The organism is Methanolobus halotolerans, from assembly GCF_004745425.1.
In the GTDB taxonomy this organism is placed as follows: domain Archaea; phylum Halobacteriota; class Methanosarcinia; order Methanosarcinales; family Methanosarcinaceae; genus Methanolobus; species Methanolobus halotolerans.
Map to the genome: position 1 here is coordinate 78,844 of NZ_PGGK01000001.1, position 15,961 is coordinate 94,804.

A 15,961-nucleotide genomic window follows, 5' to 3' on the forward strand; every position below is an offset into this window, starting at 1 on the left:
CCTGCTGAATTAGATCCCCAAAGTCATTCTGATCGTATTCCTGCATGCAGGTGCTAACCCGAGTACAATTATAACTAATTTCAGGAACTCTTTAAGAGTCCTTGACTCCTCATCATCCTCAAATTGGGTGTCAAGTATATATATTACTGGTATGAAGATTGAAAGTTTTAACGGATACATTACCAGCGCGGTATCTGTAAGGTCTATAAGGTAGGCAGGCACTACATGTTTCTCATAATACCCCAGAAGATCCACGCCAACAACCGTGGAAGATGCATCAAGCAGATGAGCCATCATTATGGAGAGATTAAGCTTGCTCTTCAGCATCGAAGAACCTGCCCGGTCAAATATAAAATACAAAAGGTACAGGACCAGACCTGCGGCACTGATCACAAGGAAAGGGACCCAGGGCAATACTATATCTTCCAGGTATAACAGGGCAACGATGTTGGCAGCAAACCAAACGGTCCCCAGAAAAGCGAAGACTTTATGGAAGTCTCTCTTGTTGTCCATTCTGGATATCCGTCTCGATATGAACAGGAATATGATCGTGATGAAAGCCGAAACGAAATAGATGTTCGGTGTTATGAGAAGATAACTGACAGGAGGTTCAAGTGCACCTGTGTCCTCTATGACCCTGAAAGATGCACCTGCCAGTATGTAAGGTATCAGGGAGCCTGTCAACTTTTTATTGATACTGACATCATATCTCTTAAGCAGCTTTACTATCCCGAATACGCAGATTCCCAGAATAATTGCCCATGTGATCGTGTTAACAATATTGTAGCCACTATCCTGTAAAATAGGTTCGATATAGTACTCATTAACGAGCCGGTTTATTTCTTCTATGAATGAAACCATTTAGATCACAGCAGTAAGATAATATAGGAATATCCTAATACAATCAACATTTAATAGTTTATGGGAAAATGTCCGTCTGATAACAGGTATCATTTTATAAGGGCAGGTCTTCTATAATGCATATTAAAGAGATATATTCAGATATAAACCAGCAGGTATAGAATTGATCCCGATGCAAGATGGAATGAAGAAATGGATGCAACTCCCCAGAGATGTGCTGGTTGGTCATGGTGTCATCAATGACATCAATGATGTTTGCAAAGATCTGAAACTTGGAAATGATCCTTTAGTAGTTACAGGTACTACTACTAAGAAGATAGCAGGCGATGTCGTCTGCGATCTTCTCTCGGATTGCGGCGACAATGTGCATATAGTGGCTTCCACAGATGCTTCCATGTCGGAGGTTGAAAGAGTTAAAAAAGAAGCTATAGAGCACAAAGCCTCATACCTTGTCGGTGTTGGCAGCGGAAAATCGATAGATGTTGCAAAGTTTGCAGCCACCCAGGTCGATGTACCTTTCCTGAGCGTCCCCACTGCTGCTTCCCATGACGGGATCGTGTCTTCCAGGGCCTCTATCCGCAGTGAAGGTAAAACCACTTCTGTAGAGGCGAACGCACCCATGGCGGTAATCGCTGATACCGAGATAATATCCAGGGCACCCTACCGCCTGCTTGCAGCAGGGTGTGGTGATATCATCTCAAACTATACTGCTGTGAAGGACTGGGAACTTGCACATCGCCTGACCAATGAACCTTTCAGTGAATATGCTGCAGCCCTGTCCCTGATGACTGCGAGAATACTGATCGATTCGGCAGATTCCATAAAGCCTGATCTGGAAAGTTCTGTCCGGATGGTTGTAAAAGCCCTGGTGTCCAGTGGTGTTGCCATGAGCATTGCAGGTTCATCAAGGCCTGCATCCGGGTCTGAGCATATGTTCAGCCATGCCCTGGATATGGTGGCTCCGGAACACGCCTTACATGGTGAACAGTGCGGACTTGGAACAATTATGATAATGTATCTGCATGGTGGCGACTGGTGCAGGATAAAGGAATGTCTTGAGGTCATAGGAGCACCTACGACTGCTGAAGAACTTGGTATTGAAGATAAGTATATATTAGAGGCGCTTCTTGTTGCACATACTATCCGTCCGGAAAGATACACTATACTTGGCACAGGCCTGACGCCTGCAGCAGCTGAAAAAGTAGCACGTATAACGAAAGTAATCTCATGATCAATTATTCAAGGTGACCAAATGACAGATACAGATACCATGATCACTCTTGTTGGCTCAAGACTTGCAAAAGAAGGGGAAGAGTTCGTATTCCTCGGCGAGTCACGTGAGTGCCAAAAATGCAAACTGAAAAGAACATGTCTGAGCCTTGAGCCCGGACGCAAGTACCATGTCGTAAAGCTCAGGAGTGATACGGTTCATGAATGCTTCATCCACGATAGTGGAGTCCTTGCGGTAGAGGTTGTGAGTTCTCCTGTGGTGGCTGCCATCGATTCAAAAAAAGCGATTGCCGGTGCCAGGATCAGCTACGAACGTCCGAAATGCACGGATTTCGATGACAGTCTTTATGACCTGATAAATCCGGAAGGCATCAACAACGGGGACAAGTGTACTGTCAGCAAGGTCATTGACAGTATCGATGAAGGACTCCTGTCAGGCTGCTCACTGAAAAAAGTAGAACTTAATTTGTAAGTTTGTCTCGAATGTATTTTGTACGACAGCATAAATCGTATCAATAATAACAAAGACCCACGGTTAATAATTCAAAAAGTAGAGGTAAGGAAATGTCTGATACCGAAGATAAGTCTCTTCACCATGATTTTTATACAGAAGAACGCTGGACGAACTGGTTGAACCAGGTCAAGCAAAGCGATTTCAAGTTTGAGGAGTCCGAAGAGCCGCAGGGAAAAGAAGGAGCGATCTTTGTCAATATGGAAGACGACATCATCCTTGCCTGTTTGAAGATAATTGCAAAATATGACAGAGGTCAGATATCTGCCGATAATGCAATGCAGATGTTATCTCGTATAAGAGATATCGCACTGGCTGAGGTTGAGCCGATCTCCGAGGATGCAGATCTTATGATCGATTCTCTTCAGACATCCCTGATAGGCAGTTTTGCAGCATGTGAATGCTATCTGACTAGTGATTATGATGAAAAGGACAGTGTCGATGACCTCGTAAAGGTTGCTCTTGAGGCAGAAGGATCGGATGACATTGAGATCGCTCTTGCAACCGTTGCAGAGATCGGTGCACTGGTCCTGAAAGGAAATGATCTGTCCGATAAGACCCTTGAAGAAGTTCCCTACGGCCTGGTGGCAGAATGGCTCGATGGAATAGAGTCTATATCGGCTGCAATGGTAGGCTCTGACAGTTATAAAGAAGATGAAGAGGACGACGAGGCCTGCTAGTACTTCTATTCGTCTTCACTGTTTTGTTCAGGCTGGTCTGCATTTTTGCCGGGTCTTTATGGGAATAACTTATATGCATATGAAATAAGTCCGATATAACCGGGCTTGGTGTTTCCGTAAAACCCGTTTATCTTTCGAGGTTTCATGTTTTTTCCTAAAAATAATGTTGCGGTTCTTGACCTGACCCACGCTGGCCTGTTCATTGCCCGCAAACTCGTACAATATGGCGTGAATGTCACTGCAGTGGATGTATACGACACTGTGGACGATGGAACTCTTAGTGAACTGCAGAGGGATTACGGGATAAAAGTTTCAAAGAAAGCTGTTCCTATAGATCGCTTTGATTTTGTGGTAAGTCCGGTACACCTGGATCCTGCATATGAGATGCTCAGGTCTGCAAGGGAACAGGGCAAGGATATTATAAGCCATCACCGTGCAGTGGGAATGATACTGTCACATGGAAGGGTCCTTGATGGTGTTAAGGTCATCGAGGTGACCGGTTCTAAGGCAAAGACCAGCACTGCATCTCTTCTTGCTGATATGATCTCGCGGGTCATGGTGGTGGTCCTGCATACTTCCAGAGGGGTGGAAGTATGGAAGGACGGTGAAGCGGATATGATACATTCCGGGCTCAGTATAGCACCCGGCAGCATTCTGCCTGCTATTGACATACTAAAATCCGCGGAGATGCAAATTGATTGTTGCATCTTCGAGGTGTCCATAGGAGGCACCGGCTATGCGGATATCGGTGTTATCACAACACTGGAACCTGATTATTCTATCGCCAGGTCCAGCTCAATGGCAAGCGATGCAAAGCTGAGCATGGTCAGGCATGGAAAAGAGGGAAGTGATCTATTCCTGAACGCAAGGGACAAAAAAGCTGCTGAAATGGCTCAGGAACTTGGTAGGGATTTCTTCACATTCAGTGATTCGAAAGAACTGGCATCCGGTCTGCAAGCGAATCTCTCCGGGAAAAAAATTGTGTTTACTTCTGATACTATCAACTTTGCTGTTGATTTGAATCCTTTCTACAATGCTTCATCCTATACTACTGCCTTTGCAGCAGCAGGTGCGGTTGCCCTGCATATGGGGGTTGATACTAATATTATTGTTGATGTAGTGTCCGGTTTTACAGGTCTTGCGGGAAGGATGCAGGAACGGGGACTTGATGGCAGGATACTGATAGATAACTCTAACTCGGGAATGGATATACGTTCTGCTGAGAAGTCCCTGGATTACGGGCTGAAACGTCTTGGTAACAGGGGGACTGGGAAAGTAATGTTTGTTCTTGGAGAGGAGGCTGCGCAGGTGTGTGAGGGTCTTCCTCCTGAAGATGTGGCGGAATTAGTTAACAGGAAGATCGGGGAAATTGATATCCTCATACTTGTTGGTGAGAGGATGCGGTCCGTTACGCATGAAAGGGTTCTCTATGCATCTCATCTGGAAGAGGGTCTTGAAAATGCTCTCCGTTTATCCTCCCGGGGTGACCTTATCCTTTCCTGTGTGAAATGTTTCAGATGACTGCCAGATGTTCCGCTCCAAAGGTATTCTTTTTTGTAGAATGAACGATGCTTTTATAAGATGAAGAAGTAGATAATGCAGAAAAATTGCAGTCCTTTTAGTATACGATTTCATACTTATATTCATATTAATAACAATTGAATATAAGTTCCAAAGGAACTGCGACAATCAATTATGCATATCAAATAATATTTATCAAACAAAGTTACGGAATGACTATGATGGGAAATGAGATATCGATCATACATCCGCGGCCAAGTTCTATCGTGGCGGCGCTATATACGTTACGTGACCTGAATGTTGATGTTGCTATCCTTCACGGCCCGCCGGGATGTTCATTCAAGCATGCCAGGCTTCTTGAAGAAGACGGCATACATGTTGTGACAACGGCTCTTGATGAGAACGGATTTGTTTTTGGTGGGCGTGATGAGCTTTCCTCACTGCTGGCAAAGGTCAATGAGATGTTCCGGCCCAGACTTATCGGTGTGGTGGGAACATGTGCCAGTATGATAATCGGTGAAGAACTTCACGAACCCGTTCAGGATGCAAACCTGGATGTACCTATAATAGAGGTTGAAGTGCATGCAGGATACCCAAATAACACAAAAGGTGTTCTTTTGGCACTGGAATCCGCATGTGATGCGGGTATTATCGATGCAGAGGAGCTTGCAAGGCAGAAATTCCTTCTTGAGGAAGCGACCAATGTTGAGAAACGGCATGGTGCGGCTAGCAGGGAATACCTGGAACCTTCCAGAGGTGATGTGAAGTACAAGGTTGCCGAAAAGGTGGTCAACTACCTGAAAGAGGGTAAGCGCTGCCTGACCATCATGAATGCAAAGAAAGAGACCGGTTATATGTTCGCTGACGTTACTGTTGCCATCAACGAGGTCGCTGCACAGCTTGGCAAGGAGGGCAATGTCACCAATATGGCGAATGTGGATGACAACGTTGGTCTTCCCCGTGTACGCCACCACGCAAAAAGCATAATGGACGATTTCAGGGGAAAAGGTGTCATGATCCATGAGAATATCGGCGGCATGGATGAGTATCCTATAGCTGGTGAAAAGGTAAGTGAACTGATTTCGGAGAAATATGGTGATTTTGACTTTGCTGTCATTACCGGTGTCCCTCATGCAGTACCTATGGACAATCTTCAGAGAATGGAGGTTATATCCGTTACCAATGGGCCGAGACAGGTGATCCCGTTAAAGGAAATGGGGCACGAGCACGTTATCGTGGAAATAGACCTGCATCCGAAAACGCTTGGTGTGAACCATATTGTGGAATCTGAGTTCGGTGCAACTATACGTGAGGTTGCAAAGGATATGTTTGAAAAGAATAAGGAGCTTTTATAATGGCACAGAAGAGAATCGCCATATACGGCAAAGGCGGCATCGGTAAATCCAGCACTGCTTCCAATGTTGCAGCAGCCTGTGCCGACGAGGGCTACAGTGTAATGATAATCGGATGTGATCCTAAAAGCGATTCATCCATCACGCTGCTTGGTGGCAGGAGGATACCTACTATCCTCGATCTTCTGAGACAGAAGCTAGAAGTCACCGAGAAGCATATCGTCTTTGAAGGCTACAAGGGCGTTAAATGCGTGGAGGTTGGTGGACCTGAGCCGGGTATCGGTTGTGCAGGACGCGGTATCATCGTTGCTATACAGAAATTGAGTAAAGCCTGTAATTCCATGGCCGATATGGACCTGATAATCTATGATGTGCCGGGTGACATTGTCTGTGGCGGGTTTGTAGCACCCATACGCAAGGGGCTGGTGAATGAAGCCTACATCCTCACATCAGGTGAATACATGCCGCTCTATGCTGCAAATAATATATGCAGGGGACTTGCGAAGATAAATACCCCGCTATCCGGCATTATCTGTAATTCCAGGAGCGTAACCAGGGAAGAGGGAATCGTCCGGAAGTTCTCGGAGGAGATTGGCAGCAAGCTTATGGCTTTCATTCCAAAAGAGCAGATTGTCCAGGATTGTGAGAGGGACGGTTTCTCTGTGATTGAAAAAGCCCCTTATTCATCAATTGCAGTCACTTATCGTGAGCTTGCACACGCTATCATGGCCAACGACAGTTCGGTCATGCCTACAGCCCTTGAAGATGAAAGGTTGCGTGAACTAACGCGGTGAAGGTCGATCACAATGTCCGGCAACTCTCTTGATCAGCAAACAAAGAACATCCCGAGGATAATCCTGTCAGCAGGCAGTTCCTCTTCGGGTAAGACCACTATCACCATTGGCCTGCTCGCAGCCCTTACTGAGGCCGGATATAAAGTCCAGGCGTATAAGGTGGGGCTGGATTATATCGATCCGAGTTACTATACTGAGATAACAGGTCGCAGAGCCCGTAACATCGATGGTTTCCTGATGGACGGGGAAGGTGTGAGGGATGTCTTCATCCATGGTGCAGAGGTTGACGGGGAGGCCGATATAGCCATTATCGAAGGTGTGCGTGGACTGTATGAAGGCTTTGACAGTTTTACGGATACAGGCAGCACTGCTCAGATCGCAAAGCTACTGAAATGTTCTGTTATCCTTATCATCAATGCAAGAAGCATTACCCGCTCTGCTGCTGCCCTGGTGAGTGGTTTTAAGGAATTCGACAAGGATGTGCATATCTCAGGTGTCATCCTCAACAATATAGGCGGTCCGAGACATGCAAAAAAGGCCACCGAGGCGATTGAACATTATACAGGTATTCCTGTTATCGGAGTAATACGCCGTAACGGTTCCATGAAGATATCCATGAGGCATCTAGGCCTTGTACCTGCTATCGAGGAACGCCGCCGGGCAGATAATTTCGATGAGAGGATAGAATTTATCAAAGATACTATAAAAGAAGGTGTCCGGATCGACCGCCTGCTGGAAATGGCTCATGAGGCTCCCGGCCTTGAGAGGCCTTCAAAGTCGGTCTTCTCTCCACAGGAAATCAAAGGGAACCGCCCGGTCATAGGTGTTGCCCTGGATGAGGCTTTCAATTTCTATTACCATGACAATCTCGAACTGCTTGAAATGGCAGGAGCCCGGATTGAATACTTCAGCCCCATCCACGACAGCAAGCTCCCGGATGTGGACGGCCTGTACATGGGCGGTGGTTATCCAGAGCTTTTCGCAGCAGAGCTCGAGAACAACGTTTCCATGCGTGAGGACATCCTGGGTGCATCACGCTCTGGCCTGCCTATCTACGCAGAGTGCGGCGGCCTGATGTACCTGACAGAAAGATTGAGTACGGGAGTAAAAGGCATGGGCTCTCATCACATGGCTGAGATGCCCGAGTCCACCCATGAAATGGTGGGGGCGCTCCCCGGACACACACTAATGGGCCATAAGCGCGTAGTCAGCTATAATGTCGGCTCTCTTGCAATGGATACTGTTATCGGCCGGGCAGACAACTCCTTCCGCGGCCATGAATTCCATCACTCTGAGATCACCGATATTCCCGGGGATGCGAAGTTTGCTATCAGACTCTCCCGCGGTACCGGTATTATCGATGGCTGGGACGGGCTGACAGTGAACAATACGCTGGGCTGTTATGCTCATCTGGTCGCGAGCTCGTACAGGGAATTCGCGGGAAGCTTTGTGGATTTCATTATGGGGAAAAATTGAATTATGTATTATATCCCTTTTTTCCCTTTCTGGAATAGAAATATATAAATTATTGGAATTATCCTTACACTGTTTATTATCAGCATCGCAATGAACCAGTATTTCTGCTTGTTTCTTGCAGCTTTCCACAGGCCAATGCCTTTCCATACGATCTCCCGGATTACAAGAATCAGTATGATGGCCCAGAATGCCGTCGACTGGACATCAGTTGGCATATATGACATATAAACCACATTTTCCACCCGGAGATAATTTACTTCTGTTATGATAATAATTATTGTGCTATTTGTCTGTCATGCATAATTTTGATACCGGGGCAAATATAAGCACTCAGACTAAAACTATAGCAAGGTGGTAGTCTGGATACCGTGGATGTAGACTGGAAGAAACTGATTGCATCAATTGTTATCTGTCAACTTGCAGGGATACTCGGGGCTATATTCACAGCATCTGCGATTCCGACCTGGTATGCGTCTCTTGAGAAACCTTTCTTTGTGCCGCCGAGCTGGACGTTCTCGGTGGTATGGACGATTCTTTACCTGATGATGGGGCTTGCTCTTTACCTTGTATGGAAGAAAGGATGGGGGAGCCGTGATGTCCGAATAGCAATGGGTGTTTTCGGCCTGCAGTTATTCCTGAACTTTCTCTGGTCCATATTGTTCTTCGGTCTGCGGTCTCCTCTTCTGGGACTTATCGAGATAGTTTTCCTGTGGCTGGCTATAATAGCCACAATATGGTCATTCTACAGAATATCACGGACTGCAGGGCTGTTGCTTTTACCTTATATTGTATGGGTATCCTTTGCAGCCCTGCTGAATTATTACTTTTTCGTACTTAACCCTTGAAGGTCCTGAAATGTATGTTTTTCTGGCAGTCTGCCAGGTCTGGATCCGTTCATAGGTCTGTTCTCATCTTCAAAGTACGTCCTGCAATCCTCTTGCAGCTACATATACACTTCCCACTCCTGCTACATACTGAGTAACCCTTAAAGCTTCCATTATCTCTTCTTTTGTGACTCCTTCGGCCATGGCCTGCATTGCAAGTACTTTTACTCCGTCTGCAGCACCGGCGGCAGCATCAAGGGCCATTGCAATAAGCAATTTATACTTAAGGGGAATGCTGCCTTCTCCAAGTGCTGTTGTGCGGGTTATCTCTGTAAGGTTGAACAATTCAGGGTCTGCATCCATTATCGTCTTTAAGGGGTGTTCTTGCATTTCTATATCTCCATTAATTCCAGTGTTTTGATTCCATTATATAATGCTCTCTGAGCGCTTAACTATTTTTCTTTTATGTATAAGCATGATCCAATGACCATGCGGATTCTTCATTGCTATCGGATGTTCTTCTTTTTACCGTGATATGGGACTGGAGGTGATGGATTACCTGCTCATCAGCCCACTATTATTAAATAGATTGCTTGATATCTGTTCCCTGACTTATTTTAGCTCCACAGGTGACCTCTTTGATAGGAAAACTAATGCAGGATCGCGTCCTTTCGGGAAAAAAAGCAGTAAACGAACTTTATAGAACAGGTTATTACGGGCGGCCTAAAGAGGATTCTCTTGAACTTACACTCGTGGAGGCGGCATATCTCCTTTACAAGAACAAGCTAGATATTGAATTGGACAACAGGATACTGGAATTTGAAGAATTCTTTACGGAAGCTGCAAAAAGGCAGCAATATTTTGAATTGAAATATATCGTCTACAAGGACCTTCGGGAAAGAGGTTTCTATGTACAGTCAGGTGTCACCGATTTCAGAGTATATCCAAGGGGAGGGCATCCGGGAAAGGCACCTGCAAAGAGTTTTGTCTATGTCAGGTCCGAACGCATACCTATGCCCCTAACTGACCTGCTTCCATCTGTCAATGCCGCCGAGAACGTGCGCAAGCAGATGATCCTTGCCATAGTTGATGAGGAAAGTGATCTTACTTATTATGAAGTTAAAAAGGTAAATCCAAAAGGTAAAACGGATGTCATCCGGCCTGCAGGAGATCTTATCAGATCCACTCTCCTCAAAGACCGTGTCCTTGTCTGGCAGGCAGCTCATGCACAGTACCTTCACAGGAACGGGTTCTACGGAAAGCCCCTTGATGATGAACGTCTGCAGCTTTCTCTTGTAGAATCAGCTTATCTTCTGAATCTGGGTCTGATCCGGATTCAGAACAGTGATACGGGAAATGATCCCGGCATTGATGAATTCTCTTTACTTGCTTCTTCCATCGAACCGGATTTCCTGCGTAAGTACAGGGCATATGCAGATATGCGCAATGGGGGCCTTGTGCCCAAGACCGGTTTCAAGTTCGGAACACACTTCAGGGTCTATGCCGATGCTGTGTCTCTTGAGAAGATCCCTCACTCGGAATATCTGGTGCATACAGTTGCAGTGGACCATGTGTTCATGCTTCCTGTGATGTCAAGGGCCGTAAGACTTGCCAACAGTGTCAGGAAAAGGATGTTGTACGCCATAGGGGAACGAGATGGCATGATGTATCTCGATATTGGGAGAATAAAGATGTAATATGCTGCAACATAACTTACTTCCGGGATAAGGACCTGCAATCTTTAGTACAGATCAAATACCTATAACATTTCATTTGTTTAAATATCACATAACATTTAATTTCAAAGCATGTTCAATATAATCGCAGTGGATATCTCAGGGCGCCACAAGGCAAACGGCTATTATCTCATGGTCTGTGCGGCAGTTGCTGCATCCGTAACCGCAGATCATGTTGAGAAAGTTAAGCAGATCAACATACGTTACTTCAGGAAAAACTCGGCACCGGACGTTCAGATGGTCGTGAGTATGATGGAGGATACGGTATCTGAAATGAATTTTGATGGTACTGTTATCACGGAGCCAGGAGACATGTATAACCGACCTCAGTGGCTTATAGACAGCATGTTCACAATGGATTTCAAATACGAAGAATCCTTAAGTGAGAGACGTTGTATGGAGATCGCACATCATGTCTCGCTTAGTGCAAGGAAACTTCTGCTAAAGGAACTGGATATTCAATAAACAAATTACTAATGTTGTTTGATCATGAAACGCGCTATTCTGGTTAAAAGGAACGATCCCCGCAGTGAGGATTATGAGAATGAGCTCCAGATGACCGAACTTGAAGAACTGGCAGGATCTGCTGCTTATACCATTGTAGCTGAGCTGACACAGACCCGACATCCGGATCGCAAATACCAGGTCGGAAGGGGGAAAGTGGAAGAACTGGCACAGCTTGTGCAGGATGTCCATGCCGATAAAGTGATCTTCCATAATCCGCTCAGCACGATGCAGGTCTATAATATTTCTGAGATATGTCGTTGCGAGGTTATCGATAAATTCCAGCTCATCCTGGAAATCTTTGCAACCCGTGCAACAACACATCGCTCAAAATTGCAGGTGGAACTTGCAAGGCTGGAATACGAACTGCCAAAGGCAAGAGCTATAATCTCCATTCTTAAAAAGGAGGAACGTCCGGGTTTCATGGGTCTGGGGGGCTACGAGGACTCATATGCCCAGGATGTAAAGAACAGGATCTCCCGTATTAAGGATGAGCTCAAAGATGTTGAAAGGGACAGGGATTCCCTGCGAAGTTTCCGTCACTCCAAGGGTTTTTCACTCGTAGTACTGGCAGGCTATACCAACGCCGGTAAGAGTACACTATTCAATCTTCTTGTTGATGAGAGTCGCACTGTGAGAAATATGCTGTTCACGACCCTGGTGCCCACTACAAGGTCCCTTGATGTGGAGGGTAGGGAGGTTCTTCTGACCGATACCGTAGGTTTCATTGAGGACCTGCCTCACTGGATGGTAGATGCCTTCCGTTCCACGCTCAATGAGATCTTCTTTGCCGATATCGTTCTTCTAGTAGTGGATTCAAGCGAGCCTCTTGAAAAGATTCGCCGTAAACTCCTTGTCTCCCATGAGACAATGTGGGAACAGTTACAGGAAGTGGAAATAGTGACGGTTTTCAATAAAAGTGACCTGCTAACGGAAGAGGAACTTGACGAACGTATGCTCAGTCTTGGTTATCTTGCGCCGAATCCTGTGGCAGTCTCATCCAGAACAGGTTTTGGTATTAAGTCGCTGAAGCAGGAAATACGCAAACATTTACCCAGGTGGGATCGGATACAGTTATCCCTTCCTCTGTCCGAGGAGGGTATGTCCATGCTCTCATGGTTGTTCGATGAAGGTGTTATCCACGGTGTTGATTATAGTGATTCTATAGATATCGACTTGGAGGCCAGGGAGAACATTCTCAATAAAGCACGGTCCTTCGCGTTGAAAAAGTAAATCCTGATATTTTCTATTTGTTGCGATTTTGCGTAAAATATAAATACGATAGAGTTGTTTGTATGTGTGCGAACGGGTAACTTCTCTAATGTACCACAATCCTATCCAACCACCCAACCAACCACAAACTTCTATTTTCCCGTTCGCTTTAACTTTTCTTTGAATGTTTCTTTTTAATTTTCACTTTCCTGTTATTCTCTTATAAAAATCCTTATAAGGCCTCAGATCTTAAATGCTTTTATGCGATTTGATCTCCATGTTCATTCTATTTTCTCCAAGGACAGCAATGCAAGACCTGATGAGATTCTGGAATATGCTTCAAGGAATGGTCTGGATGGGTTTGCAATATGTGATCATGATTCCATTGAAGGTGGTATCGAGTGCGCAAAAAGAGCACAGGAGATCGGCTCTAAACAGATAGTTATCCCGGGTGTGGAGGTCAGCTCATCAAAGGGACATATACTTGTGCTGGGTGTAAAGGAAAGTATAGAGCCTGGCCTGAGTCCGGAAGAGACTATCAGAAAAGCACATGAACAGGATGCAGTAGTAGTCATTCCTCATCCGTTCAAGATATCTTCCCATGGAATAGGGTATCTGGATGGTCTCGATATCGATGCTGTGGAAGTCCTGAACTCACGTTGCATGACGAAAGGCCCGAACAACAAAGCCAGAAAAAGTGCAGAAGGGCTCGGTTTGCCCCAGGTGGCAGGGAGTGATGCACATGAGGCCCGGATGGTTGGCAGGTCATACACAGAAATAGATGCTTCCGACAGGAGTGTAAAAGCGGTTCTGGATGCCATCCGTGCAGGCAGGACAAGTGCCTGCGGGCATCTTACGCCGGCTTCATTCGTTATAAAACAGATGTTTGCAGGCCACCTGAAAAAGGCAAGAACACGTCTTAGAGGCTCCGGAAGATTACATATTTTGTAGGATGCTCATTATTTCTTCAGGTCTTTCAAGAACTGTTATTCCTTCAAGGCCTTTGAGTATTTCCACATTCTTTGAGTCGATATCCCTTACTCTAAGCTTAACAGGTCCGCCTTTGATGGCATTGAAATTGCAAAGTTCCTTGCATATGCCGCATCCGCTGCATCTGAGCAGGTCTACCTGGTCCTTTATGGCATTGTTCGGGCATTTCTCCCTGGGCGGACATTGTTTGCATTTGTAGCATATCTCCCTGTTAATCCCAATGGGCAGTTCTGATACCACAACACCTGCTATGTCCACGGGTACTACATAGACCGGTACGTTTCCTTTTACAGCTTGTGCCACTGCATTGCTGACAAGTGAATCTGCTGTTCCGTGTGCTATCTTGGATACTGTATTGGATGTGGCAGGGGTAATGATAAGCGCATCGTATCTGTCAAGAAGAAAACGGCCTGTTTTCGGCCAGCTCTTACCCTGCTGTGTCTCAGGGAATATCTCTTCAAGATAATCTCCACATGATATTGTTTCCATCTCCTTTTCAAGCCCGTACATCCTGACAACCTCTTCGGCTGCACTGGAAAGGAAAGTATTCACTCTTATGTCATGTTCACTCTTGATACGCTCAAATATCTTAAAACTGGATGTGAGAAGGTGCCCTGCACCAGTAATACCCCATGCGACTGTTTTTTTCATAGCGCAAAAAACGGTTTTTTCTAAGTTATATCTTTCTGCCGGCAGAGTTTCTAGAGGAACTCGTAGATAAGCTTCATTGCTTCTTTTTCAGCATTCCCTCCACATTTTTCCACGATATCACCGTATGCTTTGATGAGTCTGAGATATTTCTCATCCTCGGTCAGATGGTATCTGGTTGCGTGTATGCAGGCTTCAATGACCCCATTAAATCCGCGGTTGGGGGCGTGTATACTGCATTTGTTTAAATGTGCACGGATCGGGACCAGTTCGGAAATAAAAGCGTCACTGGTCAGTTTTGAATTCATACATTCGAAGGCAACCCAGCATTGTGCTTCTTTTAAAGGGGAGATTGATATGCCATTGAAGGTGTTTTGTTCGAATTCAGAATCCTCCAGGTCTGTGAATGTGGAAAGTACAAAGAGAATCGGGTCGCATGTTATATTTGCAACAAGTACTTTCCCGGCCAGTACATTCTCATAGGTCTTTGATCCTTTGAAGAGCCTGATGAAAAGCTTGTCCTTTTTTCTTATTATTCCCATGGGCGCCGCATTTGGTGTCCATCCTTTGTTCGTTGTTACAATAGTTTCGGAAATTCCTTCATATATCCCGAAATTGTCAAGATCGAAATCCTTGTCCAACATTAATATCTGGCTCCTGCAAGCAAAGCAATGAATATGCCGGCGATTACTATATCGGCAGTGGATCCCGGATTGATTTTTCTTTCCAGGAGTTCCCTGTCCATTTCTTCTATTAAAGGTTTTATGTCTTTAATACAAACTTTGTGATTATATATATTTTGTAGCAAGGATCTTGCATGGGACGAAACGGACATGGCAGTTTCACTGTCGAATTTGGTACTTATAAAAGTGTCTTCATTCTCTGACAGTATCTTCAAAAAAGCGTAAACTATCACGTCATTGATGTCAGCATCAGGCCTGCCGGAAGAATCATTCCTGTCCATGCTCCGGATGATTATCTCTGCACAGGCAGCACACCTGTCGAAGCCTGAAGTCCATTCATTTGCTATCAGGTCGTAATTCTTTGCGATTTCCATGAGCTCATAGAGACTGACCTTTTTTTCATTCAACTCGTTTATCGCTTTCTTGTCCTGCAGGCTGAATTCTTCTACGGGGTTGACCTTCACACCGGCGTCATCAAAGCAGCTATAGAAACTAACTGCATCTGATATGTCCGTATTTTTCAGTATTTTATGTGCGCACTCTGTGAGCTCGGGAATTGTGAACGTGTCCTTTCTATCAAGTATCCTTCCTGTTGCCATCGCAAGCGGTATAAGCAATATGATGGCCCCGAAATGGGTATTACCCCCTTTCTGCCAGCTAACGCTCTCTTTGACTGCTTTTTTTATGAGCTTGCCAACATCATTTGAATTACTGGCGGCTTCTTCTATGACAGGATATATACTGATGGCAGATGCCAGAAAATGTTCGTAACGTGTATCCTCGTAGTCATCATGTCTGTCCACATTTCCAGGTTTTGGAGAGGCTGAGACCTCAAGGCACATTGCAAGCTGGGCGCAGCGTGCGATATATGAACTAAAAGGATAAATCCCTCTTTTGATCGTAAAACGTGGTGTTTCACTCATCTGTCTGGCCTTTGCA

18 protein-coding genes are annotated in these 15,961 nt (G+C 45.4%); 12 read left to right on the forward strand and 6 right to left on the reverse strand.

What is annotated here, in order from left to right:
- Window positions 1-9: 9 nt before the first annotated feature.
- The gene (locus tag CUN85_RS00405; protein WP_135387869.1) at window positions 10-861 is read right to left on the reverse strand and encodes a DUF63 family protein; all 852 of its coding nucleotides are present in this window, start codon (window positions 859-861) and stop codon (window positions 10-12) included.
- A 172-nt stretch (window positions 862-1,033) separates the two neighbouring features.
- On the opposite strand from CUN85_RS00405, the gene CUN85_RS00410 reads away from it, so the two are divergent.
- From CUN85_RS00410 to cfbB, 7 genes are all read left to right on the forward strand, one after another.
- Window positions 1,034-2,092, forward strand: coding sequence for an NAD(P)-dependent glycerol-1-phosphate dehydrogenase (locus CUN85_RS00410; RefSeq protein WP_135387871.1), 1,059 nt, complete (start codon window positions 1,034-1,036; stop codon window positions 2,090-2,092).
- Between the two features lie 21 nt (window positions 2,093-2,113).
- Window positions 2,114-2,563: a UPF0179 family protein gene (locus tag CUN85_RS00415; RefSeq protein WP_135387873.1), complete on the forward strand. Its 450-nt coding sequence runs from the start codon at window positions 2,114-2,116 to the stop codon at window positions 2,561-2,563.
- A 92-nt stretch (window positions 2,564-2,655) separates the two neighbouring features.
- Window positions 2,656-3,282 (forward strand): DUF2150 family protein, encoded by a 627-nt coding sequence (locus tag CUN85_RS00420; RefSeq protein ID WP_135387875.1) that lies wholly within the window; start codon window positions 2,656-2,658, stop codon window positions 3,280-3,282.
- Window positions 3,283-3,426: 144 nt separating this feature from the next.
- Window positions 3,427-4,803, forward strand: coding sequence for a coenzyme F430 synthase (gene cfbE / locus CUN85_RS00425; protein ID WP_135387877.1), 1,377 nt, complete (start codon window positions 3,427-3,429; stop codon window positions 4,801-4,803).
- 218 nt (window positions 4,804-5,021) lie between these two features.
- The gene (gene cfbD, locus CUN85_RS00430) at window positions 5,022-6,158 is read left to right on the forward strand and encodes a Ni-sirohydrochlorin a,c-diamide reductive cyclase catalytic subunit (RefSeq protein WP_135387879.1); all 1,137 of its coding nucleotides are present in this window, start codon (window positions 5,022-5,024) and stop codon (window positions 6,156-6,158) included.
- Complete coding sequence (gene cfbC, locus CUN85_RS00435; protein WP_135387881.1) at window positions 6,155-6,949, forward strand: Ni-sirohydrochlorin a,c-diamide reductive cyclase ATP-dependent reductase subunit; 795 nt, start codon at window positions 6,155-6,157, stop codon at window positions 6,947-6,949. Before cfbD ends, cfbC begins: the two co-directional genes overlap by 4 nt.
- A 12-nt stretch (window positions 6,950-6,961) precedes the next feature.
- Window positions 6,962-8,425, forward strand: coding sequence for a Ni-sirohydrochlorin a,c-diamide synthase (gene cfbB / locus CUN85_RS00440; RefSeq protein WP_135387882.1), 1,464 nt, complete (start codon window positions 6,962-6,964; stop codon window positions 8,423-8,425).
- 8 nt (window positions 8,426-8,433) lie between these two features.
- Here cfbB and CUN85_RS00445 read toward each other — a convergent pair whose 3' ends face one another.
- Window positions 8,434-8,649 (reverse strand): DUF5652 family protein, encoded by a 216-nt coding sequence (locus CUN85_RS00445; protein WP_205804314.1) that lies wholly within the window; start codon window positions 8,647-8,649, stop codon window positions 8,434-8,436.
- A 144-nt stretch (window positions 8,650-8,793) separates the two neighbouring features.
- Between CUN85_RS00445 and CUN85_RS00450 the strand changes: the two genes are divergently transcribed.
- A complete protein-coding gene (locus CUN85_RS00450; RefSeq protein WP_167848739.1) occupies window positions 8,794-9,270 on the forward strand; it encodes a TspO/MBR family protein in 477 nt (158 codons plus the stop codon).
- Between the two features lie 69 nt (window positions 9,271-9,339).
- Here the strand turns inward: CUN85_RS00450 and CUN85_RS00455 are convergent, their stop codons facing one another.
- Window positions 9,340-9,639: a carboxymuconolactone decarboxylase family protein gene (locus CUN85_RS00455; RefSeq protein WP_135387886.1), complete on the reverse strand. Its 300-nt coding sequence runs from the start codon at window positions 9,637-9,639 to the stop codon at window positions 9,340-9,342.
- A gap of 248 nt (window positions 9,640-9,887) precedes the next feature.
- Here CUN85_RS00455 and endA point away from each other — a divergent pair, with 248 nt between their 5' ends.
- The 4 genes from endA to CUN85_RS00475 all read left to right on the forward strand — a co-directional run bounded on the left by endA (window position 9,888) and on the right by CUN85_RS00475 (window position 13,652).
- A complete protein-coding gene (endA, locus tag CUN85_RS00460; RefSeq protein WP_135387888.1) occupies window positions 9,888-10,946 on the forward strand; it encodes a tRNA-intron lyase in 1,059 nt (352 codons plus the stop codon).
- A gap of 111 nt (window positions 10,947-11,057) precedes the next feature.
- Window positions 11,058-11,450 (forward strand): DUF2209 domain-containing protein, encoded by a 393-nt coding sequence (locus tag CUN85_RS00465; RefSeq protein WP_135387890.1) that lies wholly within the window; start codon window positions 11,058-11,060, stop codon window positions 11,448-11,450.
- A gap of 24 nt (window positions 11,451-11,474) precedes the next feature.
- The gene (gene hflX, locus CUN85_RS00470) at window positions 11,475-12,722 is read left to right on the forward strand and encodes a GTPase HflX (protein WP_135387892.1); all 1,248 of its coding nucleotides are present in this window, start codon (window positions 11,475-11,477) and stop codon (window positions 12,720-12,722) included.
- Between the two features lie 240 nt (window positions 12,723-12,962).
- A complete protein-coding gene (locus tag CUN85_RS00475; RefSeq protein WP_135387894.1) occupies window positions 12,963-13,652 on the forward strand; it encodes a CehA/McbA family metallohydrolase in 690 nt (229 codons plus the stop codon).
- On the opposite strand, the gene CUN85_RS00480 is transcribed toward CUN85_RS00475, so the two are convergent.
- From CUN85_RS00480 to CUN85_RS00490, 3 genes are read right to left on the reverse strand one after another with little or no spacing between them, the layout of a single operon-like run.
- A complete protein-coding gene (locus CUN85_RS00480; protein ID WP_135387896.1) occupies window positions 13,638-14,342 on the reverse strand; it encodes a dihydromethanopterin reductase (acceptor) in 705 nt (234 codons plus the stop codon). The two genes, CUN85_RS00475 and CUN85_RS00480, sit on opposite strands and share 15 nt — an antisense overlap.
- A gap of 50 nt (window positions 14,343-14,392) precedes the next feature.
- Window positions 14,393-14,983 (reverse strand): DUF447 domain-containing protein, encoded by a 591-nt coding sequence (locus CUN85_RS00485; protein ID WP_135387898.1) that lies wholly within the window; start codon window positions 14,981-14,983, stop codon window positions 14,393-14,395.
- Window positions 14,983-15,945, reverse strand: a complete 963-nt coding sequence (locus tag CUN85_RS00490; protein ID WP_135387900.1) for a triphosphoribosyl-dephospho-CoA synthase — start codon at window positions 15,943-15,945, stop codon at window positions 14,983-14,985. Before CUN85_RS00490 ends, CUN85_RS00485 begins: the two co-directional genes overlap by 1 nt.
- Between the last annotated feature and the right edge of the window lie 16 nt (window positions 15,946-15,961).